This is a genomic window from Candidatus Dorea massiliensis AP6, assembly GCF_964245105.1.
Lineage (GTDB): Bacteria > Bacillota > Clostridia > Lachnospirales > Lachnospiraceae > Laedolimicola > Laedolimicola intestinihominis.
On sequence record NZ_CAXTKW010000003.1, the window covers coordinates 1 to 24,615 of the forward strand.

The window sequence follows — 24,615 nt, forward strand, 5'->3', positions numbered from 1 at the left end:
GATGAAAGCCCGCTGTCACTCAAGTCTGACTTTATCCTCAGCTTGTGTGAGCTGATCGTGGGCGGTAAGGAGGGCTTGCAGCCGGTGCAGAAAACCATTATTGACCGTTGTGTACGGTTGGTTTACAACGAATATCTCAATGACCCAAAGCCGGAGAATATGCCGATTTTGGAGGACCTTTATAACCTGTTGCGGGAGCAGGAAGAAAAGGAAGCCCAGTATATCGCTACGGCTCTTGAAATCTATGTAACCGGCTCCCTCAATGTGTTCAACCACCAGAGCAATGTGGATATTGATAACCGGATTGTCTGCTACGACATCAAGGAACTGGGCAAGCAGCTAAAAAAAATCGGTATGCTGGTAGTTCAGGATCAGGTGTGGAACCGTGTCACCATCAACCGTGCCGCTCACAAGTCTACCCGCTACTACATCGACGAGATGCACCTGCTTTTGAAGGAGGAGCAGACCGCCGCCTATACGGTGGAAATCTGGAAGCGATTCAGAAAATGGGGCGGTATTCCGACAGGTATCACCCAGAATGTCAAAGACCTTTTGAGCAGCCGCGAGGTGGAAAATATCTTTGAAAATTCCGACTTCGTGTATATGCTCAACCAGGCAGGCGGAGACCGTCAGATCCTCGCCAAGCAGCTGGGTATTTCCACACACCAATTATCTTATGTGACCCACTCCGGTGAGGGCGAGGGCCTGCTGTTTTATGGCTCTACAATCCTGCCTTTCGTGGATCACTTCCCGAAGAATACCGAGCTTTACCGCATTATGACCACCAAACCCCAGGAACTGAAAAAGAAGGAGGATGAATGATGATGAACCCCAACATTTTGAATAAAAATCCGCTGATGTTTTTTGACAGGGCGGTAAATGCCCAGCGCAGCCAGCTGCTTACAGTCATGGCCGATGCGGTAAGTGAGTGCCGTACAGCGGCAGACCAGGCAGCCGAACTGAATGAGACCGGTCAGGTGGGGCTGCTCCGTTTGGCAGAGGTGTGGAGCACCATCCATGCCAAAGAAGGTATGGGGGGTCTGGTTCTGGAAGGAACCGAAGCGAAGATTCTGTCCGATGTGGTGGCACAGTTTTATGCCTACCTGTCCGGCTGTATGTTCAACGATCCGGTGGGAATGGCCATTTATGCAGAGCTGCACTACATGATGTCCTCCCTCATGTTGGGAGAATGGTTTGAATAAGGAACCGCGCCTGCGCTTTACTGATGAGGAACGGTCTGACCCTGCACTGGAAAAGCCGATCCGTAAAGCGGAGAAAGCTGCGGCCAGAGCAGATAAGGCGCAGGCCAATATCCCAAAGAAAAAGGTCAGGCAGACGGTCATTGACCCGGATACCGGAAAAAAGACCTCGAAGCTGACCTTTGAGGACAAGAAAAAGCCACCTTCCAAAGTTTCTCAAGGAGTCAGGGAAGCTCCCGTCCATCTGGTCGTGGGCAAGCTCCACAAAGAGATCCGGGAAACAGAGCAGGACAATGTGGGCGTGGAAAGCGCCCACAAGTCCGAGGAGGCGGTGGAGACCGGCGCTTATCTGGTGCGGGAGGGCTATCGCAGCCACAAGCTGAAGCCGTACCGCAAAGCAGCACAGGCAGAGCGTCAACTGGAAAAGGCAAATGTAAATGTTCTGTACCAGAAATCTTTGCAGGAAAATCCCCAGTTTGCCAGCAATCCGCTTTCCCGCTGGCAGCAAAAGCAGGCCATCAAAAGGCAGTATGCCGCCGCCAAACACGCCGGTCAGACTGCCGGAAATACCGCCCAGGCTGCGTCCAAAACCGGAAAAGTCGCAAGGACGGTAAAAGAAAAGGCACAGCAGGCAGGGGCATTCGTCATGCGCCACAAGAAGGGTTTCCTGATGGCAGGGGTTTTGTTCCTCATTACCTGTATGCTGATGAATACCATGTCCTCCTGCTCCATGATGGCGCAGAGCATCGGTTCCGTTCTCTCCGGCACCACTTATCCGTCGGATGACCCGGAAATGCTGGCAGTGGAGGCAGATTATGCAGCCAGAGAAGTCCAGTTGCAGGAGAAAATCGACAACATTGAAAGCAGCCACCCAGGGTATGACGAGTATCGCTATGACCTTGGTATGATCGGCCATGACCCTCATGAGCTGGCAGCATTTCTGTCTGCCGTCTTGCAAGGTTACACCCAGCAGAGCGCTCAGGCAGAGCTGGCGCGTGTGTTTGCAGCACAGTATCAGCTGACGCTTACTGAGGAAGTGGAGATTCGCTACCGCACGGAGACCTCCACCGACCCGGAGACCGGCGAGACCACCTCAGAAGAAGTCCCCTATGAGTATTACATTTTGAATGTGAAACTCACCAGCAAGCCCATTTCCGCTGTGGCGTCGGAGTTACTGACCCCGGAGCAGATGGAAATGTATCAGGTTTACCGGCAGACCATGGGCAATAAGCCGCTGTTGTTTGGCGGTGGTTCCCCTGACATGAGCAATTCCGAGGACTTGACCGGTGTACAGTTTGTAAATGGAACTCGTCCCGGAAATCCGCAGTTGGTGGAGCTGGCCAAGCGTCAGGTCGGCAATGTGGGCGGCTATCCTTATTGGAGCTGGTATGGCTTTGACAGCCGCGTGGAGTGGTGCGCCTGCTTTGTATCCTGGTGTTATAACCAGGCTGGAAAAAGTGAGCCGCGCTTTGCAGGCTGTGAGTGGCAGGGCGTTCCGTGGTTCCAGTCTCATGGACAATGGGGTGCAAGAGGCTATAACAATCTGGCTCCCGGAGATGCAATTTTCTTTGATTGGGATTTAGATGGGACAGCAGACCATGTGGGTATCGTGATCGGTACGGATGGCAGCCGTGTTTATACGGTGGAGGGAAATTCCGGCGATGCCTGCAAGATCAAAAGTTATGACCTGAATTATCAAAGTATTAAGGGCTACGGCCTGATGAACTGGTAACAGACTTTGTGGAAAGGAGTGAACGGTTATGGCAAAAAACAAAATTGAACGTATCGACCAGGAAATTGAGAAAACCCGTGAGAAGATTGCGGAATATCAGGAAAAGCTCAAGACCCTGGAAGCACAGAAAACGGAGGCAGAGAATCTGGAAATCGTTCAGATGGTTCGTGCGTTACGCATGACTCCAGCACAGCTGAACGCTATGCTTTCCGGTGGAATGAACCACGGCAGAGATACAGCACTGTCGGAATCAAATAATCAGGAGGCTACCGCTTATGAAGAATAAAAGAATTTGCAAAACACTTTCCGCCCTTTGCCTGACAATGGTTGTGGCATTTGGCTTTACAATCCCTGCTTTCGCACAGGGGTCAGAACAGGCTCCGGCGGCACCGGCAGAGGATTCTACCAATGACAGCAATGTGATTGTGGAAGAAACAGAACCGGCACCGGCACTTACACCGGAGGGGAATGCGGCATTGGTGGATGATTTTGGAGGCAATAAGCAGCTTATTACTGTTACGACCAAAGCTGGAAATTACTTTTACATCCTGATTGATAGGGCGAATGAGGACAAGGAGACTGCTGTTCACTTTCTGAATCAGGTGGACGATGCAGACCTTGCGGCGCTGATGGAAGATGGAAAACCCAAAGAGGAGATGCCTGCGGTATGCAGCTGTTCAACAAAATGTGAAGCAGGGGCAGTCAATACGGCCTGCCCGGTCTGCGCAACTGATAAGAGTAAATGTACGGGCAAAGCACCGGAACCTCCGGCAGAAACATCGGAGCCGGAAAAAGAGAAGCCTGCCGGATTGAACCCGGCTGCGCTGGTCCTTTTGCTGGCTCTGCTTGGTGGCGGTGGCGTATTTGCCTACTTGAAGCTCGTTAAGAATAAGCCTAAGACCAAGGGCAATGACAGTCTGGACGATTATGATTATGGAGAGGAAGATTCTGAGGAATGGGAAACCGAGGGTGAGGAGTCGGAAGAACCGGATGCTGACGGGGGCAGCACAGAAGAAGATGATGAGGACAGTGTGAAATGACCCGTTTCACAGACAGTCCCCATGAACGCATGATGACACGCAGGCCGGAGGGCGGGAAGGAAACTTCCCGTCCTCCTTCTTTACCCCACAGCCACCCCTGCTATGGTTGCGGGAATTATGGAAGACCCTGCGTAGGTATCTGTCACCGGGAAATGTCCCGATGGCTCAAAGAGAGGAGGAACCATCATGGCTCAACATAAATTGGTAATTGCCGAAAAACCATCAGTTGCCCAGAGTTTGGCGGCGGTGATCGGCGCAACCGTCCGTAAGGACGGGTATCTGGAGGGCAACGGCTGGCGTGTCAGCTGGTGCGTGGGCCACCTGGCCGGTCTTGCGGATGCAGACAGCTATGACCCAAAGTATGCCAAGTGGCGATATGATGACCTGCCTATCCTGCCGGAACATTGGCAGATGGTAGTGGGAAAGGATAAGAAAAAGCAGTTTGATATTCTGAAAAAGCTGATGAATGCCCCGGATGTGACGGAGGTGGTAAATGCCTGCGATGCCGGACGCGAGGGTGAGCTGATCTTCCGCAGCGTCTATGAGCTGGCAGACTGTCAAAAGCCTATGAAAAGGCTCTGGATTTCTTCGATGGAGGACTCTGCCATAAGGGAAGGCTTTGCAAACCTGCGCCCCGGTGCGGATTATGACGGAATTCGGGATGCTGCCCTCTGCCGTGCCAAGGCCGACTGGCTGGTGGGAATCAATGCCACAAGGCTTTTTTCCGTGCTGTATCACCGCACCCTCAACATCGGGCGCGTGATGTCCCCAACACTGGCGCTCATTGTCCAGCGAGAAGGTGAGATCGACACCTTTCAGCCGGTTCCCTTTTATACCGTGGCGCTGGAGCTGCCCGGTCTTACCGTATCCGGGGAGCGCATGGCGAATAAGGCCGCTGCCGAGCAGCTGAAAGAAGCCTGTCAGGGTGCAAATGTCACAATCAAAAAGGTGGAGTGCAAGGAAAAGTCCGAAAAGCCGCCTGCCCTCTATGACCTGACTACCCTGCAAAGAGATGCCAACCGCCTGCTTGGATTTACAGCCCAGCAGACCCTGGACTATCTACAAAGCCTGTATGAAAAGAAGCTCTGCACCTATCCCCGTACTGACAGCCGCTATCTGACTGGTGATATGGCAGACAGCCTGCCGGTGCTGGTGAATCTGGTTGCCAACGCCATGCCGTTTTGCAAAGAAATCGCCATTACCTGTGATCCGCATACGGTCATCAACGATAAGAAAGTAACCGACCATCACGCAGTAATCCCTACCAGAAATCTCAAGGATGCAGACCTTTCTGCCCTTCCTGCGGGAGAAAAAGCGGTGCTGGAGCTGGTGGCCCTGCGTCTGATGTGCGCCGTAGCCCAGCCCCATATCTATTCGGAAACTGTTGTGATTGCAGCGTGTGCCGGTGGGGAGTTTACCACAAAAGGAAAAACGGTGAAGCATCCCGGATGGAAAGCACTGGAGGACGCTTACCGTGCCAAAATGAAGGATGCAGAGCCGAAAAAAGAGGGCGCAGAGAAAGCCCTGCCGGAGCTGACCGAAGGACAGACCCTTTCGGTTGCTGCGGCAATCGTCAAAGAAGGCAAAAGCAGTCCGCCTCAGCACTTTACGGAGGACACCCTATTGTCCGCAATGGAGACTGCCGGGAAAGATGATATGCCAGAGGAGGCTGAGCGAAAAGGTCTGGGGACACCGGCCACCCGTGCCGGTATTTTGGAAAAGCTGGTATCTGCCGGTTTTCTGGAACGAAAAAAGAGCAGGAAAACGGTGCAGCTTCTCCCTTCCCACGATGCAGTTTCCCTGATCACAGTGCTGCCGGAACAACTGCAATCGCCGCTTCTGACTGCCGAGTGGGAGTACCGCCTGGGCGAGATCGAGCGCGGGCAGCTTGCCCCAGAGGAGTTTCTGGCCGGGATCAGCACCATGCTGAAAGATCTGGTGGGGACTTATCAGGTCATCAAGGGAACTGAGTACCTGTTCACTCCGCCCCACGAGGTGGTGGGCAAATGCCCTCGCTGCGGTGGGGGAGTTGCAGAACTGCAAAAAGGCTTCTTCTGTCAGAATAATTCTTGCAGATTTGCAATCTGGAAAAACAACAAATGGTGGGCTGCCAAGAAAAAACAGCCGACCAAGGCTGTGGTGTCTGCGCTGCTGAACGATGGCCGTGTCCGTGTGACGGGGTTATATTCGGAGAAAACCGGCAAGACCTACGATGCCACTGTGGTTTTGGAGGACGATGGACAGTATGCCAACTTCAAGCTGGAATTTGATCAGCGGAAAGGAGGCAGCCGATGAAGCTCTCTTTAGTGGAACGGGAAACCATTCTCCTTTATAACCAGGCAGAACCAATGGCTGAGGTCTACACCCACGATCCCCGTCTGATGGAGAAGCTGGAACTGCTGGCAAAAAAGCACCCCGACCAGATCACCCGAAAGGACGCCCATAACTTTACCGTCCCAAAGCGGTGTGTATCAGTCCGGGAGCCATATAGCGCAGAACGCCGCAAAGCCGCCAGTGAGCGTGCGAAAGCTGCCGGATACCAGCCCCCTGTGAGAAAGTCCAGCAGTTAAAGGCACATGGCAGAGAATGTATTTGAAGCAGTCAAGCAGTCGGTCAGCACCAGAGATGCGGCAGCGTTTTATGGGATCGAGGTCAAACGAAATGGCATGGCCTGTTGTCCCTTTCACGATGATAAGAACCCCAGCATGAAGCTGAACGAGGAATATTTCTACTGTTTCGGCTGCGGAGCTACTGGCGATGTGATCGACTTTACCGCAAAGCTCTTTGACCTCTCCCCAAAAGAAGCGGCAGAGAAATTGGCACAGGACTTTGGCCTGATCTATGACAGTCAGGCCCCTCCCCGCAGGAGGTATGTCCGGCAGAAAACCGAGGCACAGCAGTTTCGTGAGGATCGGCAGCGGTGTTATCGCGTACTGTCCGATTACTACCATCTGCTGAAAAAATGGGAGAGCGACCATTCTCCCCGGACACCGGAGGAGAAACCGCACCCCCGCTTTGTGGAAGCAATCCATAAGAAAATCTATGTGGAGTACCTGCTGGATCTTTTTCTTTATGAAAGTGAAGAAGAACAAAAGGCATGGATTGCAGAACACACAGCAGAAATCACACACTTGGAAAGGAGATTGAAAATCATGGCTGAGAACAAACCCACCAACCGAGAGCGGCTAAGGGAAATCACAGACGGCATCGAGCAGGGCATCAAGGAACTGTTTGAGAGTGAAAAGTATATGCGCTATCTGTCCGTTATGTCCCGCTTCCACCGCTATTCGGTAAACAACACCATGCTCATCTATATGCAGAAGCCGGACGCCACTTTGGTAGCCGGATACAATAAGTGGAAAGCCCAGTTTGAGCGTCATGTTAAAAAGGGAGAACATGGCATTACCATCATCGCCCCCACACCGTACAAGAAGAAAATCGAGGAGCAGAAACTGGACCCGGATACCAAGGCTCCGATTTTGGATAAAGACGGAAAGATCATCACAGAGGAAAAAGAAATCGAGATCCCCATGTTTCGCCCGGTCAAGGTCTTTGATGTGAGCCAGACTGATGGGAAACCTTTGCCGGAGCTTGCTTCCTCCCTTTCCGGAAATGTGCCAAATTATGAGGCATTCATGGAGGCCCTGCGCCGCAGTGCGCTGGTGCCGATCACTTTTGAAGCAATGGCCGCCGATACGGACGGCTATTTTTCTGCCGATCATCAGAAAATTGCCATTCGCCAGGGCATGAGCGAGGTGCAGACGGTTTCGGCCACGGTTCATGAGATTGCCCACAGCAAGCTCCACAATCAGAAAAAGATTCAGATTGCCAATGACGAGCAATATCAGGAGATCGAGCTGTTTGATAAACCCGGTCTGTTCTCCAATGGGCGGATTGTCCGTGATAATCTGCCGGAGGACGTTTATTGCTATGACCTGCGCGGTTCTGACTACGACCCCGGAGAGCAGGTCTGTGTAGAAGAACGAGTGGTTGTAAACCATGCAGGTTCCGTTCTGCTGACAGAGCCGTTGGAGCTGGCGGAAGATGGACGCCTGATGCTGACCGAGGAAGAAGGGCTGAATTTTGTTGGCGGCTTTTCTACCCTCGCCCAGTTTTTGCAAGAACAGAGGAAAGACCGCCACACGGAGGAAGTGGAGGCTGAAAGCATCTCCTATGCAGTCTGCAAGTATTTTGGCATCGAGACCGGAGAAAACAGCTTCGGCTATATTGCAAGCTGGAGTCAGGGCAAGGAACTGAAAGAGCTGAGAGCCAGTTTGGAAACCATCAACAAGACCTCCGGCACTTTGATCTCTGACATTGAGCGCCACTATAAGGAAATCTGCAAAGAGCGTGGAATTGACCCCAATGCAAAAAAAGAGCCGGAAATGGCGGTTCTTGATGCGGAGGCAAACCAGCAGGAGGCTTTGTTTCTAATTGACGATGCCACCTATCTTCATATCCAGCCTTGTGACAGCGGCTGGGACTACACCATTTACGATGCCGCGTCCATGAAAGAGCTGGATGGTGGTCAGCTGGATATGCCGGAGATTTCCCGCATGAAGGCAGTTCTCCAGATTTGTGATGACAACGATTTGGGCAGAGACTCGGTAAAATACGCACCGTTGTCCATGATTGAGACCTTGCAGGAAGCTGCCTACCAGCAGATGCAGGCAGGGGTCAGTCAGATGGCTGCTTCTTCCCAGCTGCCGGAAGCACAGGAGCAGGCACTGGATGAATACCCCGTGCCGGATGAGCAGGTCTCCACACCGGATATGCAGGAATACGGCTACTTCTATGATGGGATGCTCCCTGTCACCAGAGAACGGGCGCTGGAACTGGATGCCGCCGGTTTGACCGTCTATGTGCTGCATGAGGACAATACGGAGAGCATGGTGTTTGACCCGCAGGAAATCATGGATCATGGCGGTCTTTTTGGCGTGGACCGTGAGGAATGGGAGAAAAGCCCTCAGTTCCACGAAAAGGTCATGGAGCGTCAGGAACATCAGCAGGAACGCGAACAGGCATTTCTATCCCAGAACAGAGATTGCTTTGCCATCTATCAGGTGAGCCGTGACGATCCGCAGAATGTGCGCTTTATGAATCTGGATTGGTTAAAGTCCCATGACATTTCCATAGACCGCAGCAATTATGATCTCATTTACACTGCTCCGCTGAGGGAGTCTGGCACGGTACCGGAGCAGCTGGAAAAACTATATGAGCAGTTTAATCTGCAAAAACCGGCGAATTTTCACAGTCCTTCTATGAGTGTCAGTGACATCGTTGCGATCAAGCAGGACGGTAAGGTATCCTGTCATTACTGTGACAGTGTTGGTTTTACCCAGATCCCCGGATTCCTGCCGGAAAATCCGCTGAAAAATGCGGAGATGGCCGTGGAGGACGATTACGGCATGATCGACGGTATCATCAACAATGGCGCAAAAGAGCCTACGGTGGCAGAGCTGGAACAGCAGGCCCGCAGCGGTCAGTCCATTTCCCTCATGGATTTGGCTGCCGCTGCCCATCGGGAGGAACGGGAAAAGAAAAAGTCCGTCATGGAGCAGCTGAAAAGCCAGCCCAAGGCAGAACACAAAAAGACAGCGCCCAAAAAGAGTGCGGAAAGGGAGATTTGATATGGGAAACTTTACTTTTGAGGAAATGAACCTGATGTGCATTTACAATACCGGTAGCCGCACCGGATTGATCGACAGCCTGCGTGAGATGCGCGGCGAGCTGGCCCCGGAGGAAACCGAGCTGCGGGAGTTGACAGACAGCGCACTGGGCAAGCTCCAGACCATGAGTGATGCCGAGTTTGCCGAGCTGGAGTTGTATCCGGATTTTGACCAGTAAACACCATAATCGCAGGGATGGGGTGGCAATATGCCACCCCACCTTTTTACCCCAAAACTGAAAGGAGGACAGAACACTATGCCAACCAAAGCTGAACTATATGCACAGATGGCGGAGAAGGTAACAACGCAGCTCACGGGGAGCTGGCAGGAATGGGCAGGGTTTCTCACCACTGCTTCCCGCCTTTACAAGTACCCGTTCCATGAGCAGTTGATGATCTACGCCCAGCGTCCGGACGCCACCGCCTGTGCAGAGTACGATTTGTGGAATGAAAAGATGGGCCGGTATGTAAGGCGCGGCTCCAAGGGAATTGCTCTGGTGGACGATTCCGGGGACAGGCCCCGCCTGCGCTATGTTTTTGATATTTCCGACACCGGAACCCGTGAACATTCCCGCACTCCCTGGCTGTGGCAGCTGGAGGAGCGCCATTTGGATTCGGTGCAGGCCATGCTTGAGCGCACCTATGATGTTTCCGGTGATGACCTTGCCGGACAGCTCACCGAGGTAGCCGGAAAACTGGCTGAGGAATACTGGACGGAGCATCAGCAGGACTTCTTCTATATCGTTGACGGTTCCTTTTTGGAGGAATATGATGAGTTTAACATCGGAGTACAGTTCAAGGCAGCAGCCACCGTCAGTATCACTTACGCTTTGATGTCCCGCTGTGGACTGGAGCCGGAACGCTACTTCGACCACGAAGATTTCATGGCAATCTTTGATTTCAACACCCCGTCCACCATCGGGGCGCTGGGAACAGCGGTCAGCCAGATCAACCAGCAGGTGCTGCGGCAGATCGGCGTTACCGTCCGAAATGCAGAGCGCGAAGCCAACCAAGAAAGGAGCAAACAAGATGAACAATCCCATGACCTATATCCAGAACGGAGACTATCTGATTCCCGACCTGAAGCTGAGCCAGCAGCCGGAGAAAACCCTGGGCAAGTACGGCAGGATGAGGAAAACCTACCTGAAGGAACACCGTCCCATCCTCTACAACCAGATGCTGCTGAACGAGAAGTTGTACCAGCACCTTCTGGAGATCGACGAGACCGCCCAGAGCAGACTGGAGCAGATGATGCCCCAGCTGGCGAAAGAAGCGGGAGCCACCGAGGAATTGAAAGCCAGCGATCCCATGAAGTGGGTGGGGCTGATGAACAACTGCAAAGCCCAGGCAGAGGAGATCCTGATGGCGGAGCTTATCAACAGCTGACTCTAAACCTGTTCCTCTCCGAAGCGGAACAGATCCAATCCATAGATGAGGCAGAGAATGTAGCGCATACATCCTCTGCTTTTTCTTTTGCCCAAAATGACATCGACCATGTGCTGCGTTTGGGCGGCAATACAGACCGTCAAAGGGAGCGTGTGGTTGCAGCCTTTGAAAAGCAGAAAACCACCGCTGAGATTGCCGAGATACTGAAAACGCTGTACCACGGCGGCAATGGCCTTGGCAGTGTGAGCGCATGGTATGCCGAGGATGGTATCCATCTTTCACATGGGAAGTCTGTCCGTTATGACAGGTCTGCCCAGGTCATTTCCTGGGAGAGTGCCGCAGAGCGTATCGGGGAGCTTTTGGAAAGTGGTCAGTTTGCCTCCAATGTGGAGCTTGCAGAAGCGGCAGGCTATGAACGCTCCCTCCTTTCAGAAAAGCTCTGGTATCTGTACCACGATTTCAGCGAGGAAGCCAGAGAAGCCGGATATTTGTCCTGCCTGTCAGAAATCAAAGGCAATGGTTTCCCGGAGGAGACCCGCCGCCTGATGGAGCAGCTGAGTGAACCGGCTTTCCGCCAGACCCTCAAGGAAGAATACGCTGCCTTCTGGACTGCCTATCAGCAGGACCGTGACCTGTTGCGTTTTCACTATCATAGACCGAGAGAGATCTGGGAGAACCTGAAGGACCTTGACCTGCCCCGCAGGACCTTTTCTTCAGAGCTTTCCCAAGTGCCAACCGTCCAGCACTTTATTACCGAGGATGAGATCGACGCCGCCATGACCGGCGGAAGCAGTTTCGCCGGAGGAAAAGGCCGTATCTATGCGTTCTTCATGGAAAACCATACGGATAAGGAAAAAGTGAGATTCCTCAAAGACGAGTATGGCATTGGCGGACGCTCTCATGCCCTGTCCGGCGCAACACACAGCGGCGAAGATCACGACGGGAAAGGGTTGCACTATAAAAAGCAGGACTGCCCGGATGTTCACTTGAACTGGGAAAAGGTTGCCAAGCGCATTACCTCTCTTGTCCAGAAAGGCCGCTATCTTACCGAACAGGAACAGGCGCAGTATGACAAAATCCAGGCTGAAAAGGAATTGGCAGAAGAAGATGCCATCCAAGCCCAGCAGCCGGAGGTGGAGGAAGAAACGCCAAAGCCTACCCTTCGGGAGCAGTTTGAGCAGTATAAGCCTGTGGTGACTGCCGCTATTTCCGAGGATGCCGCATACCGCAATGCCTGCGGGCATTCTGACCGTGAAAATGCTGTCATCGAGGGCAATGCCGCTGTGCGCCGTGCGGTTCTTGGTTCTAAGGATATGGAGCTGATCCGACTCTATTCGGATGTGCCGGAGTTCCGTCAGCGTTTACACCGGGAAGTGATCGACGAGACCTATCCAAAGCTCCATGAGCTTCTGCGCCCTCTTTCTCAGGAAGATATTGATACTGCCCTTTGTGCATGGAACGGCAATATCGAGAGTAAACACGCTGTTGTCCGCTATATGAAAGACCATGCAAGAGAAAAAGATACCGCCGCATGGCTGGCTCAGGAATACGGCGGCAGTAACAGCAACAGCCTGTTCGTTGTCCGTGCCGGCAGCCCGGAGGAAACGCAGCTGCCCTGGCCGAAGGTACAGCGCCGGATTGCCCAGCTCATTCAGGAGGACCGGTTCTATACCGAAGAAGAACAGGACCGTTTTGACGACATCGACCCCATCGCCATCCGGGAAGCTCTGGAAGAAAGAGGAATCGTCAACGGACAGGTGACAGACCCGGAAAAACTGGACAATGATCCGTTTATCCAACAGGTGATGTCAGATGCCGAGCAGATCGCAGATGCCGAGACAGAGCAGACTTCCAAAGTTTCCATTTCCGATGAGGAATATGACGCAGTTCGCCGCCCAATTCCGCAAAGAACCTCCTATGACCCAGCCGCCCCGGTCTATGCCGTGGGCGATACCGTGTATATCGAGGATGACGCCTATCAGATCACCGAGCTGCGGGAGGACACCGTACAGCTTCTGCCCACCGGAATGGTATATCCCATCTACCGGGCAGAGCGCAAAGAACAGTTCGAGCAGCTGCTTCGGGCAGACCGGCGCAATGCTTACTATACCGAGTTTCTTCCCATTGACCCGGACAAGGCAGATCAGGACTTGCGGGATGTATTGGCTCATGGACTGATGGATGAAGCGGATAAAAAGCAGATTTCCACGCTGCTGCAATCCGGCAGGAGCAACAGCGAGATCGCCTACTGGCTGAGCAGAGCCTATTCCGGTGAGATTGAGACACTGAATCTGGAGACCGGCGATATTGCCGATTACCGTACCACGGCACAGGGCATAGAACTGGAAGTCATGGATGCAGAGGAAAAGCGTCTGGCTATGCTATATTTCCGCTGGAATGAGGTTGCAACTTTGCTGCGCGGGATATATGCCCGTCAGCAGGACGGTTTTGGACAGGAACAGCCCCAACCGTCTGCCGAATCCCCGGCCTTCCATTCCGAGACCGTGGCCGTCTATCCGGGCGATAAGAACAATCTGCCTTATGATGTGGTGGTGGAACGACTGCATATCGAGGAGCCGGAGCCGCCAGCCCCTGTGACTGAGCCGGAGAAAACCTTTGAGGAAGTGTTGGATGAACACCCGGTTTCCATTCAGGTCAATGGCCAGTGGCAGACCTTTCCCAATGCCAAAGCTGCCGAGGAAGCATCTTATGAGGAATACAAGGCTAACCTGCGCCGCAATGCAAAAAACTTTCGCATTACCGATGAGCATTTGGGCGAAGGCGGTCCGAAAGCCAAGTTCCAGGCAAATGTCAATGCGATTCGTTTGCTGAAAGAGCTGGAAGCTGCCGGACAGCAGGCAAGCCCCGAACAGCAGGAGGTTCTTTCTCGATATGTGGGCTGGGGCGGTCTCTCTGATGCTTTTGACCCGGAGAAACCGGCATGGGCTTTAGAGTATGCTCAGCTAAAAGAGCTGCTGACCCCGGAGGAATATGCCGCCGCCAGAAGCTCTACCCTCAACGCCCATTACACCAGCCCTACGGTCATTCAGGCCATCTATGAAGCGGTGGACCGTATGGGATTTGAGACCGGAAATATTCTGGAGCCGTCTATGGGTGTGGGCAATTTCTTTGGTATGCTGCCGGAGAAAATGCGAAACAGCCGTCTGTACGGCGTGGAGCTGGACCCTGTTTCCGGGCGCATCGCAAAGCAGCTCTATCCCAAGGCGGACATCACAGTAGGCGGCTTTGAGACCACCGATAGGCGTGACTTCTTTGACCTTGCCATCGGCAATGTGCCGTTCGGTCAGTATCAGGTCAACGACAAAGCCTACAACAAGCTGAATTTCAGTATTCATAACTACTTTTTCGCCAAAGCACTCGACCAGGTGCGTCCCGGCGGCGTGGTGGCCTTTGTCACCAGCCGCTATACGATGGACGCCAAGGATTCCACCGTGCGCCGCTATCTTGCCCAGCGTGCCGAGCTGCTGGGAGCTATCCGTCTGCCTAATGACGCGTTCAAAAAGAATGCCGGTGCCGAGGTGGTATCGGACATCATCTTCCTCCAAAAGCGGGACCGCCCGTTGGACATCGTGCCGGAATGGACCCAGACCGGACAGACGGAGGACGGGTTTGCCATCAACCGGTATTTTATCGACCACCCAGAAATGGTGCTGGGCAGACAGGAGCCGGTAAGCACTGCTCATGGTATGGACTACACCGTGAACTCTATCGAGGGACTGGAGCTTTCCGACCAGCTGCATGATGCTGTGAAGTACATTCATGGCACTTATCAGGAGGCAGAGCTGCCGGAGCTGGGCGAAGGCGAAGCTATTGACACCTCCATTCCTGCCGACCCCAATGTGAAGAACTATTCCTATGCCATTGTAGACGGGCAGGTGTACTACCGGGAAAACAGCCGTATGGTGCGCCCTGACCTCAACGCCACCGCCGAAGCCCGTGTAAAAGGTCTTGTGGGACTGCGTGATTGTGTGCAGGAACTGATCGACCTTCAGATGGATGCAGCGGTTCCGGACAGCACCATTCGGGAGAAGCAGGCGGAACTGAACAGTCTCTATGACAGCTTTTCTTCCAAATACGGTCTCATCAATGACCGTGCAAACCGTCTGGCCTATGCAGACGATTCTTCCTATTACCTGCTCTGTGCGCTGGAAGTCATCGACGAGGACGGAAAGCTGGAACGCAAGGCAGATATGTTCACCAAGCGGACCATCAAGCCCCATCAGGCGGTGGCTGTGGTGGATACGGCAAGTGAAGCACTGGCGGTGTCCATCTCGGAAAAAGCCTGCGTGGATATGGACTATATGAGCCAGCTTACCGGAAAAACAAAAGAAGAACTGGTCGGAGAGCTGCAAGGTGTGATCTTCCGTGTACCGGGACAGCTGGAGAAAGACGGCACACCCCATTATGTGACTGCTGATGAATACCTCTCCGGCAATGTACGCCGCAAACTGCGTCAGGCGCAACGGGCCGCACAGCAGGACCCGATTTATGCAGTCAATGTGGAAGCTCTTACCGCTGCCCAGCCCAAAGACCTGGATGCGTCGGAGATTGAGGTGCGTCTGGGCGCTACCTGGATTGACAAGGAATATATCCAGCAATTTATGTATGAGACCTTTAATACCCCGTTTTATCTCCAGCGCAGTATCGGGGTCAACTATTCGTCCTTTACCGCTGAATGGCAGATCAAGGGGAAATCTTCTGTATCCTACAACGATGTGGCAGCTTATACCACCTATGGGACCAGTCGTGCCAATGCCTACAAGATTTTAGAGGACAGCCTGAACCTGCGGGATGTCCGCATCTATGACACCATAGAGGACGCAGACGGAAAAGAGCGCCGGGTTCTGAACGCCAAGGAGACCACCCTGGCAGCTCAAAAACAGCAGGCGATCCGGGAAGCCTTTAGGGACTGGATCTGGAGAGACCCGGAGCGCCGCCAGACTTTGGTGCGCCAGTATAACGAAGAAATGAACGCTACCCGTCCCCGCGAGTATGATGGCAGCCATATCACTTTTGGGGGCATGAACCCGGCCATTACCCTGCGGGAACACCAGAAAAGCGCCATCGCCCATGTGCTGTATGGAGGAAATACCCTGTTGGCACATGAAGTAGGCGCAGGCAAAACTTTTGAGATGGTAGCTGCTTCGATGGAAGCCAAACGCCTGGGCTTGTGCCAGAAATCTCTCTTTGTGGTTCCAAACCATCTGACCGAGCAGTGGGCGTCGGAGTTTCTGCGTCTCTATCCTTCCGCCAATATCTTAGTCACCACAAAAAAGGACTTTGAGACCCATAACCGAAAGAAGTTCTGCGCTCGTATTGCGACGGGTGATTATGATGCCATTATCATGGGACACAGCCAGTTTGAGCGTATCCCCATCAGCCGGGAGCGTCAGGAACGGCTTCTCTATGAACAGATCGACGAGATCACTGAGGGGATTGCAGAGGTACAGGCCAGTGGCGGCGAGCGTTTTACCGTCAAGCAGCTGGAGCGTACCAGAAAGTCTCTGGAAGCCAGACTGGAAAAGCTGCAAGCCGAGGGGCGAAAAGACGATGTGGTAACTTTCGAGCAGCTGGGTGTGGACCGTTTGTTTGTGGACGAGGCACACAACTACAAAAACCTGTTTTTATACACCAAAATGCGGAATGTGGCAGGCTTATCCACATCGGACGCGCAGAAATCCTCCGATATGTTTGCCAAGTGCCGCTATATGGATGAGATCACCGGAAACCGTGGCGTGATTTTTGCCACCGGCACCCCGGTCAGCAACTCCATGACCGAGCTTTACACCATGCAGCGTTACCTTCAGTATGAACGCCTGCAAGAACTGAACATGACCCACTTCGACTGCTGGGCTTCCCGATTTGGAGAGACCGTCACAGCATTGGAGCTGGCACCGGAAGGCACCGGCTACCGGGCAAGAACGAGATTCAGCAAGTTCTTTAATCTGCCGGAGCTGATGAACCTGTTCAAAGAAGTGGCGGACATCAAGACCGCTGACCAACTGAACCTGCCCACCCCGGAGGTGGAATACCACAACATCGTGGCGCAGCCTACCGAACATCAGCAGGAAATGGTCAAGACCCTTTCGGAGCGCGCATCGCTGGTACACAGCGGAACCGTTGACCCGTCCCAGGACAATATGCTCAAGATTACCTCGGATGGCCGTAAGCTGGGCCTGGACCAGAGAATCGTCAACCAGATGCTGCCGGATGAACCTGGCACAAAGGTCAATCAGTGCGTGGACAACATCATGCAGATCTGGCGGAATGGCAAAGCTGACAAGCTGACCCAGCTGGTGTTCTGCGACATTTCTACACCGCAGGCAAAAGCTCCTGCAAGCAAGGCGGCGAAAACGCTGGATAATCCACTGCTTCACGCATTGGAAGGCTCTGTGCCTCTGCCGGAGCAGGAACCGGTCTTTACGGTATATGACGATATTCGTCAGAAACTCATTGCTCAGGGAATGCCTGCCGACCAGATCGCTTTTATCCATGAAGCCAACACCGAAGTGCGGAAAAAGGAGTTGTTCTCTAAAGTCCGTACCGGTCAGGTGCGTGTCCTTTTGGGCAGCACCGCCAAGATGGGCGCAGGCACCAATGTGCAGGACCGTCTGGTGGCACTTCATGACCTGGACTGTCCGTGGAGACCGGGAGACCTTGCCCAGCGCAAGGGCCGTATCGAGCGCCAGGGTAACCAGAATCCTCTTGTCCATGTGTACCGCTATGTGACCGAAGGAACCTTTGACGCATACCTCTGGCAGACGGTGGAGAATAAGCAAAAATTCATCAGTCAGATCATGACTTCTAAATCGCCGGTGCGTTCCTGCGATGATGTGGACGAAACGGCGCTTTCCTTTGCCGAGATCAAAGCCCTGTGCGCCGGAGATCCCCGCATCAAGGAGCGTATGGATTTGGATGTGGAGGTATCCCGCCTGAAGCTGATGAAAGCCGACCACCAGAGCAAGCAATATCGTCTGGAGGACCAGCTGCTCAAATACTTCCCGGAGGAGATTGAAAAGCACAAAGGCTTTATCAAGGGCTTTGAATCCGATTTGGAGGTTTTGGCAGCGCACCCGCACCCGGAGGACGGTTTTGCTGGTATGGAAATCCGCGGCGATCTGCTGACCGATAAGGAGAACGCCGGTGCAGCCCTTTTGGATGCCTGCAAGGAGGTCAAAACCTCCGATCCGGTGCAGATTGGCAGCTACCGGGGCTATGCCATATCCGTGGAATTTTCCGCATGGAAACAGGAGTATACGATCCTGCTGAAAGGACAGATGACCCACCGGGCAACCCTTGGTACAGACCCGCGCGGAAATCTTACCCGTATCGACAATGCCCTCGCCCAGATGCCCCAGCGTCTGGAGGCGGCAAGGGCCCAGCTGGATAACCTCTATCAGCAGCAGGCTGCCGCAAAGGAGGAAGTCGGAAAGCCATTCCTTTATGAAGAAGAACTGCGAAGCAAAAATGCCCGTCTGGTGGAGCTGGATACTTTGCTCAACATCGACGGAAAGGGTCATGCCCAGCCGGAAACTGTGGTTGCCAAGAGTGCGCGGCCCTCGGTGCTGGACAGCCTGAAGCGTCCGGCGACGCCCCGCAGTACAGACAAGAAACCAAAACAGCATGAGGAGGTGCGATAACATGAATACCAATAATCTGAATACGGCCCTTTATGAAAAGATGGCCACTGAGCAGGAAAAATATAGGGACTGGTTGAAAAGCCAGCCCCCGGAAGAAGTCTTAAACCATGCCTATGAGTACACGGTCCGGGAGGACATCGTGATGGCAATGGAGGAACTGGAGTTGACCGACACCCAGGCTCAGGCACTTTTGGAATCTCCCTCTCCGTTGGCGGATGTGTACCGCTATTTTGAAAAGCTGGAGACCGGTCACATGGATGTGATCCGGGACAGCATTGAGAGCCGTGCCGACGATGTGTGCAGAGCCAAAGAGGAACTGCGAACAACACCGGTCTATCCCCATTCTGCTGCCTATGCGTCCGAGCATGGGGAAATGGCACAGTACAACCTCTCATATCAGGCGAACAGCGCCTGCAAAGAAGCCATTGAGCAGACCATCAGCGCCCACTATGCAGAGAATCGGCTGGATACGGAGGCGGCGGTCAAAGATGTGCTGGAAAAGTTCGGGACGGAACGGGTACAGTTTATTCTTGCCAACACCATCCAGCGCAAGAACTATGACGGGCGTATCTCTCAGGACAATAAAGCATGGGCAAAAACCATTCCCATGCTGGAGGACAGCGGCGCTTCCCTCCACTGTGCCTATCTGGTGGTAGATCAGGTCAATCCCGGTTTGACCGACCTGTTCACCAGACAGTTCCGAAAAGTCGCTCAAGAACAGCAGAAAAGTTCTGTCCTGCAAAAGCTCAAACAGGAACTGCCCGCCCATAAGTCTGCCGCCCCGAAAAAACGGGAGCCGGAGCGATAACCATGGCAAAGCGCAAGAGGGATGTTCCGGTTTTGTTTTGGGTGTCCGCAGAAGAACTGGAACTGATCCATCAAAAGATGCAGCAATACGGGACAGAGAATTTGAGCGCTTATCTGCGAAAAATGGCGCTGGATGGGTATGTGGTCAAGCTGGAACTGCCGGAGCTGAAGGAGTTGGTCTCCCTGATGCGCCGAAGCAGCAACAACTTGAATCAGCTGACCCGCAAAGTGCATGAGACCGGGCGGGTTTATGATGCTGACTTGGAGGATATATCCCAGCGGCAAGAACAACTGTGGGAGGGTGTGAAGGAAATCCTTACCCAACTCTCCAAACTTTCATAACAAGGATAGATACTCCATTTGCGGAGGGAGGAACGGCGTTTCTTCGCCGCACCTCCCTCCGCTTTTTCTTTTTGGCGGTATCCTTGCCTTTTGGCTGTAAGACAGGGATAATGGAATCAGGAACAGGAACTGTGATTTTGGGAGGAGGCATAACAATGAGGGCATTGGTGTTTTTGTTAAAACTGTTGTTGAAGATTTTGGTAGCTCCGGTAATTCTGACACTGACCCTGTTCGTTTGGATTTGTGTGGGGATCGTCTATGTTTCCGGTCTGGTGCTGGGGCTTATCAGCATGGTGATCGCCCTGTTGGGCGTGGCGGTCCTGCTGACCTGTTCCCTGCAAAACGGCATTATCCTGCTGGTGATGGCATTTCTTATTAGTCCCTATGGTCTGCCGATGGCTGCCATCTGGCTGCTGGGCAAGGTGCAGGACTTGAAGTTTGCCATTCAGGATTTGGTTTATGGATAAAATGCGCGGTCACAAAAATGCCAGACAGTGTCTGTTAAATTGCTATATTTACTTCTGTGCTACATCCGTGTATAATAGTAGCACGAAAGGAAGTGATGGATGTGACCAAATCAGAACGGTTTGAGCAATTAGACAGACTTCTGACCGAGCATGATGGGATGCTGCAAACCGCACAGGTAATCGCTAGCGGAATTGTAAAACCCATTTTTTATGAATATGTCAAAGAGAAAAATCTTCAGCAGGTTGCTCACGGAATTTATGTCTCCGAGGACACCTGGATTGATGCGATGTTTCTGTTACATCTGCGATGTGGTCAGGCAGTATTTTCCCATGAATCAGCGCTATTTTTCCATGACTTGACAGACCGGGAACCATCTCCATACGCTATCACGGTGCGCAGAGGGTACAGCACCACTCGCTTAAAGGCAGAGGGCCTTTCTGTTTACACCATCAAACCAGAACTATATGAGGTAGGGCTGACAACTGGCCAAACACCTTTTGGGCATACGGTTCCTGTCTATGATATGGAGCGCACCATCTGCGATCTGCTCCGCAGCCGAAGCAGCATGGAAATACAGACTTTTCAAGGTGCGCTGAAGATGTATGCCAGAAGAAAGGACAAGGATCTGCGGACTTTGATGCGGTATGCCGGTATGTTACGGGTTGAAAAAATTTTACGGCAGTATTTGGAGGTGCTTTTATGATAAAGACAGCAAGGCAGCTAAAAGATTTGATTCGCAATCTTTCCAGAGAAAAATCTGCGGATGCACAGCTTTTAATGCGAAACTATATGATGGAGCGTTTTCTGGAGCGTATTTCCCTTTCTGAATATCGTGATAAATTTATTCTGAAAGGCGGGATGCTGGTAGCGGCAATGGTTGGACTGGATGCCCGTTCCACGATGGACTTGGACGCTACTGTAAAAGGAGCCAATGTTAATGTAGAGGACATCGAGAACCTGATTTCTGCTATTGTGAGTGTGCCGATTGATGATGGCGTCAAATTTCAGCTGAAAAGCATTTCAGAGATTATGGATGAAGCGGAGTATCCTGGGATTCGGGTCAGCATGACTACAACCTTTGACGGTGTGGTGACACCTTTGAAGATTGACATTTCCACAGGGGATGCCATTACCCCCAGGGAGGTACGCTACTCTTTCAAGCTGATGCTGGAAGATCGCTCCATTGACATTTGTGCATACAATCTGGAAACCGTTCTGGCTGAAAAGCTGGAAACAATCATCACCAGAACCACCACCAACACCCGCATGAGAGATTTCTATGACATTTATATTCTGGATCAGCTCCACGGGAACACATTGAACCGGCAGACGCTCTATGATGCACTGTTGGCAACTGCCAAAAAACGCGGAACCGAACGGCATCTTGCAGAAGCTGTGGATGTTTTGAATGAAGTGGAAAGCAGTCCTGTGATGCAGAAACTTTGGGAATCTTACCGTAGGAAGTTTTCCTATGCGGCAGATCTGGAGTGGAACATCATCATGAGGGCGGTTCGCAGTTTATATGCGCTCAGTGAAAAGGAATCGAGCCTATGAAGAAGCATGGACATTATTGTAAAGTCTGCGGAGAATATAAGGCTAACGAAAAATTTTCCGGCAAAGGTCATGCGGCGCACATCTGTAAATCCTGTGCTTCTTTATCGCCGGAGAAACAAGCGGAGCAAATGACAGTAAACCGCTTACTGAATCTCCCTTGGCGGTTATCAAAGGAGCAGATTTCCTGGCTGAAAAACCGAATGAAAGATAAGCGCCCGGAAGTTCGTGCACTGGCAAAAGAACAATACGAGATGAGGTTTCCTCCGAAGCGGTTAGAGGACATCGAGGACGATTTTATAGAATAGCAAAAGCGGTCTGCACCATGCAGGCCGTTTCTTTTTTAGAAAGGAGGCCCTTCTATGGCAACCACACGCATCATGCCCCTGCATATCGGAAAGGGGCGCACTGAGAGCCGAGCAATCAGCGATATTATTGATTATGTGGCAAATCCGCAAAAGACCGACAACGGAAAACTGATTACCGGCTATGGCTGTGACAGCCGGACCGCCGATGCAGAGTTTCTGCTGGCGAAGCGGCAGTATATCGCCGCCACCGGGCGGGTGCGCGGGGCGGACGATGTGATCGCTTACCATGTGCGCCAGTCCTTCCGCCCTGGTGAGATTACCCCGGAAGAAGCAAACCGGCTGGGCGTAGAATTTGCAAAGCGTTTTACTAAAGGCAATCATGCCTTTGTAGTCTGCACTCACATAGACAAGTCGCACATTCATAATCACATCATCTGGTCGGCGGTCAATGCGGATTGTGACCGGAAGTTCCGCAACTTTTGGGGCAGCACCAGAGCCGTCCGGCGCTTGAGCGATACCATCTGTATCGAGAACGGACTGTCCATTGTGGAGAATCCCAAGCCCCACGGAAAAAGCTACAACAAATGGCTGGGCGATCAGGCAAAGCCCTCTCATCGGGAGCAGTTGCGGGTGATGATTGACCGTGCGCTGGAGCAGAAACCGGCAGACTTTGACACACTACTGAAACTGCTTTCCGAGATGGGATGCGAAGTATCTCGGCGCGGGAAAGCGATCCGGCTCAAAGCGCCCGGCTGGAAGAATGTAGCCCGCATGGATGACAAGCTGGGGGCCGGGTACAGTGAAGCAGAAATCCGTGCGGTGCTGGCCGGTGAAAAACAGCATACGCCCCGTAAAAATTCCGTCGTGCAGCCGGAGCCGACCAAGGTCAATCTGCTGGTGGACATTCAGGCAAAATTGCAGGCTGGAAAAGGTGCTGGCTATGCTCGATGGGCTAAAGTTTTTAATCTGAAACAAATGGCGCAGACCATGAATTACCTGTCAGAGAACAATCTGCTGGAGTATGCGGTTTTGGAAGAAAAGGCTGCGGCTGCCACGGCACATCACAATGATCTTTCGGCGCAGATCAAAGCGGCTGAAAAGCGCATGGCAGAGATCGCTGTTCTGCGTACTCACATCGTAAATTATGCCAAGACCCGCGAGACCTATGTGGCATACCGCAAGGCGGGTTATTCTCGAAAATTTCGGGAGGAACATGAGGAAGAAATCCTGCTCCACCAGGCTGCTAAGAATGCCTTTGATGAGATGGACGTCAAGAAGCTGCCCAAGGTCAAAGAGTTGCAGACAGAGTATGCGAAATTGCTGGAAGAAAAGAAAAAGACCTATGCCGAGTACCGGCGTTCCCGTGAAGAAATGCGGGAGCTTTTAACGGCAAAGGCCAATGTGGATCGGGTCCTGAAAATGGAGGTAGAACAGGATGTTGAAAAAGAAAAAGACCACGGCCAGCGGTAAGCTGGTCCTGGTCAAAAGCGTTCGCAGAACGCGCAGCCACAGAATGAAATTCTGTGTTCAAAGGGGCTTGGGGGCGCTGCCCTCAACAAGCAAGCGGAGAGGAAAATCACAAAGGGATTTTCTTCTCTGCGGGCCTGTGTGTATTAACACAGGCATTGCTTGCCAGTTTTGTTCCCGCGTATGCTCCGCCCTAAATCTGCGTCTTGGGGGTTGACAATAAAAGAATTGGTGCTATAATGATAACTAAGTTAGCACGCGGGCGTACCAAGGAGGTGAAATATATGGCAGTTGGTACTTATGAGATTACCCACGAAAAGATTTTGGAAAGTGGCAGAGAGCAATTTCTGAAAAATGGGTATGAACGGACGAACCTGAGAGAGCTGTGCAAGGGAGCCGGTATTACCACAGGAGCATACTACCGGCACTTTGAAGATAAAGCGGCATTGTTCTCCGCATTGGTGGAACCTGCGGTTAATGGACTTCGGGAGCGATATGATGCTGCAGGAGAGCGATGCTTTGATTATATATCCGTTGACAACATGACTGATTTGTGGAATGTTTCGGTTGAAACAATGGTCGAGTTTATTGAATTTATTTTCAGCCACTTTGATTCGTTCAAACTTCTCCTGCATTGTGCGGACGGAACAAAATATGTTGACTTTACTGACTGGATGGTAGAAAAAGAAGTTCAGGACACGTTGAAAATGTACGATGTTCTTGAAGAAAAGGGAATTAAATATAAACGGCTTGGACTGAAAGAGCTGCATATGCTGAATCATGCTTATTACTCCTGTATCTTTGAAACAGTCCTGCATGACTACACGAAAGAAGAAGCAATTCAGACAACGCATACACTGGCAGAGTTTATTACAGCCGGTTGGCGGAAAGTGCATGGTCTTTGAATAAAAGGCCACACTTTTTTGCCTGATAGATAACTTAGTTTGCGATTTTTGTTAGCACACTTTGTTATCTTCTTATTGGCT

The 24,615-nt window shown here is 52.3% G+C and carries 21 protein-coding genes; 20 read left to right on the forward strand and 1 reads right to left on the reverse strand.

Features of this window, described 5'->3' with window-relative positions:
• From ACESZP_RS03880 to ACESZP_RS03925, 10 genes are all read left to right on the forward strand, one after another.
• Positions 1-822 (forward strand): VirB4-like conjugal transfer ATPase, CD1110 family (locus ACESZP_RS03880; protein ID WP_499708090.1); only part of this gene is annotated, 822 nt, incomplete at its 5' end.
• Complete coding sequence (locus tag ACESZP_RS03885) at positions 822-1,202, forward strand: DUF3851 domain-containing protein (protein WP_499708091.1); 381 nt, start codon at positions 822-824, stop codon at positions 1,200-1,202. The genes ACESZP_RS03880 and ACESZP_RS03885, both read left to right, overlap by 1 nt.
• Complete coding sequence (locus ACESZP_RS03890; RefSeq protein WP_499708092.1) at positions 1,195-2,931, forward strand: C40 family peptidase; 1,737 nt, start codon at positions 1,195-1,197, stop codon at positions 2,929-2,931. The genes ACESZP_RS03885 and ACESZP_RS03890 overlap by 8 nt, the downstream gene beginning before the upstream one ends.
• Before the next feature lie 28 nt (positions 2,932-2,959).
• The gene (locus ACESZP_RS03895; RefSeq protein ID WP_002576231.1) at positions 2,960-3,217 is read left to right on the forward strand and encodes a DUF4315 family protein; all 258 of its coding nucleotides are present in this window, start codon (positions 2,960-2,962) and stop codon (positions 3,215-3,217) included.
• Positions 3,207-3,971, forward strand: a complete 765-nt coding sequence (locus ACESZP_RS03900; RefSeq protein ID WP_262538536.1) for a DUF4366 domain-containing protein — start codon at positions 3,207-3,209, stop codon at positions 3,969-3,971. The genes ACESZP_RS03895 and ACESZP_RS03900 overlap by 11 nt, the downstream gene beginning before the upstream one ends.
• The gene (locus tag ACESZP_RS03905) at positions 3,968-4,171 is read left to right on the forward strand and encodes a hypothetical protein (RefSeq protein WP_118077803.1); all 204 of its coding nucleotides are present in this window, start codon (positions 3,968-3,970) and stop codon (positions 4,169-4,171) included. The genes ACESZP_RS03900 and ACESZP_RS03905 overlap by 4 nt, the downstream gene beginning before the upstream one ends.
• Entirely contained in the window at positions 4,158-6,266 is a 2,109-nt protein-coding gene (locus tag ACESZP_RS03910) for a type IA DNA topoisomerase (protein WP_499708093.1), read from the forward strand. Before ACESZP_RS03905 ends, ACESZP_RS03910 begins: the two co-directional genes overlap by 14 nt.
• Positions 6,263-6,541 (forward strand): hypothetical protein, encoded by a 279-nt coding sequence (locus ACESZP_RS03915; RefSeq protein ID WP_002570998.1) that lies wholly within the window; start codon positions 6,263-6,265, stop codon positions 6,539-6,541. Before ACESZP_RS03910 ends, ACESZP_RS03915 begins: the two co-directional genes overlap by 4 nt.
• Positions 6,542-6,547: 6 nt before the next feature.
• Complete coding sequence (locus ACESZP_RS03920; RefSeq protein ID WP_499708094.1) at positions 6,548-9,601, forward strand: YodL domain-containing protein; 3,054 nt, start codon at positions 6,548-6,550, stop codon at positions 9,599-9,601.
• 1 nt (position 9,602) lies between these two features.
• On the forward strand, positions 9,603-9,818 hold the full coding sequence (locus ACESZP_RS03925) for a transposon-transfer assisting family protein (RefSeq protein ID WP_195956844.1): 216 nt from the start codon (positions 9,603-9,605) through the stop codon (positions 9,816-9,818).
• A 96-nt stretch (positions 9,819-9,914) separates the two neighbouring features.
• On the opposite strand, the gene ACESZP_RS03930 is transcribed toward ACESZP_RS03925, so the two are convergent.
• Entirely contained in the window at positions 9,915-10,682 is a 768-nt protein-coding gene (locus ACESZP_RS03930; RefSeq protein ID WP_226861349.1) for a hypothetical protein, read from the reverse strand.
• Here ACESZP_RS03930 and ACESZP_RS03935 point away from each other — a divergent pair.
• The 10 genes from ACESZP_RS03935 (at position 10,681) to ACESZP_RS03980 (ending at position 24,534) form a co-directional block, all read left to right on the forward strand.
• Entirely contained in the window at positions 10,681-11,025 is a 345-nt protein-coding gene (locus ACESZP_RS03935) for a TnpV protein (protein ID WP_437566535.1), read from the forward strand. The two genes, ACESZP_RS03930 and ACESZP_RS03935, sit on opposite strands and share 2 nt — an antisense overlap.
• A 4,211-nt stretch (positions 11,026-15,236) precedes the next feature.
• Positions 15,237-18,686 (forward strand): helicase-like domain-containing protein, encoded by a 3,450-nt coding sequence (locus tag ACESZP_RS03940; protein ID WP_499708247.1) that lies wholly within the window; start codon positions 15,237-15,239, stop codon positions 18,684-18,686.
• Between the two features lies 1 nt (position 18,687).
• Positions 18,688-19,494, forward strand: a complete 807-nt coding sequence (locus ACESZP_RS03945; protein ID WP_499708095.1) for a DUF3848 domain-containing protein — start codon at positions 18,688-18,690, stop codon at positions 19,492-19,494.
• A gap of 2 nt (positions 19,495-19,496) precedes the next feature.
• The gene (locus tag ACESZP_RS03950; protein WP_195328148.1) at positions 19,497-19,835 is read left to right on the forward strand and encodes a plasmid mobilization protein; all 339 of its coding nucleotides are present in this window, start codon (positions 19,497-19,499) and stop codon (positions 19,833-19,835) included.
• A 155-nt stretch (positions 19,836-19,990) separates the two neighbouring features.
• Positions 19,991-20,302 (forward strand): CD1845 family protein, encoded by a 312-nt coding sequence (locus ACESZP_RS03955; RefSeq protein ID WP_058722595.1) that lies wholly within the window; start codon positions 19,991-19,993, stop codon positions 20,300-20,302.
• Positions 20,303-20,397: 95 nt separating this feature from the next.
• Positions 20,398-21,006: a type IV toxin-antitoxin system AbiEi family antitoxin domain-containing protein gene (locus ACESZP_RS03960; protein WP_499708096.1), complete on the forward strand. Its 609-nt coding sequence runs from the start codon at positions 20,398-20,400 to the stop codon at positions 21,004-21,006.
• Positions 21,003-21,857, forward strand: a complete 855-nt coding sequence (locus ACESZP_RS03965) for a nucleotidyl transferase AbiEii/AbiGii toxin family protein (RefSeq protein WP_499708097.1) — start codon at positions 21,003-21,005, stop codon at positions 21,855-21,857. The genes ACESZP_RS03960 and ACESZP_RS03965 overlap by 4 nt, the downstream gene beginning before the upstream one ends.
• Positions 21,854-22,162: a hypothetical protein gene (locus tag ACESZP_RS03970; RefSeq protein ID WP_015528507.1), complete on the forward strand. Its 309-nt coding sequence runs from the start codon at positions 21,854-21,856 to the stop codon at positions 22,160-22,162. Before ACESZP_RS03965 ends, ACESZP_RS03970 begins: the two co-directional genes overlap by 4 nt.
• A 54-nt stretch (positions 22,163-22,216) precedes the next feature.
• Positions 22,217-23,632: a relaxase/mobilization nuclease domain-containing protein gene (locus ACESZP_RS03975; protein WP_499708098.1), complete on the forward strand. Its 1,416-nt coding sequence runs from the start codon at positions 22,217-22,219 to the stop codon at positions 23,630-23,632.
• 281 nt (positions 23,633-23,913) lie between these two features.
• Positions 23,914-24,534, forward strand: a complete 621-nt coding sequence (locus ACESZP_RS03980; RefSeq protein WP_499708099.1) for a TetR/AcrR family transcriptional regulator — start codon at positions 23,914-23,916, stop codon at positions 24,532-24,534.
• Positions 24,535-24,615: the final 81 nt, after the last annotated feature.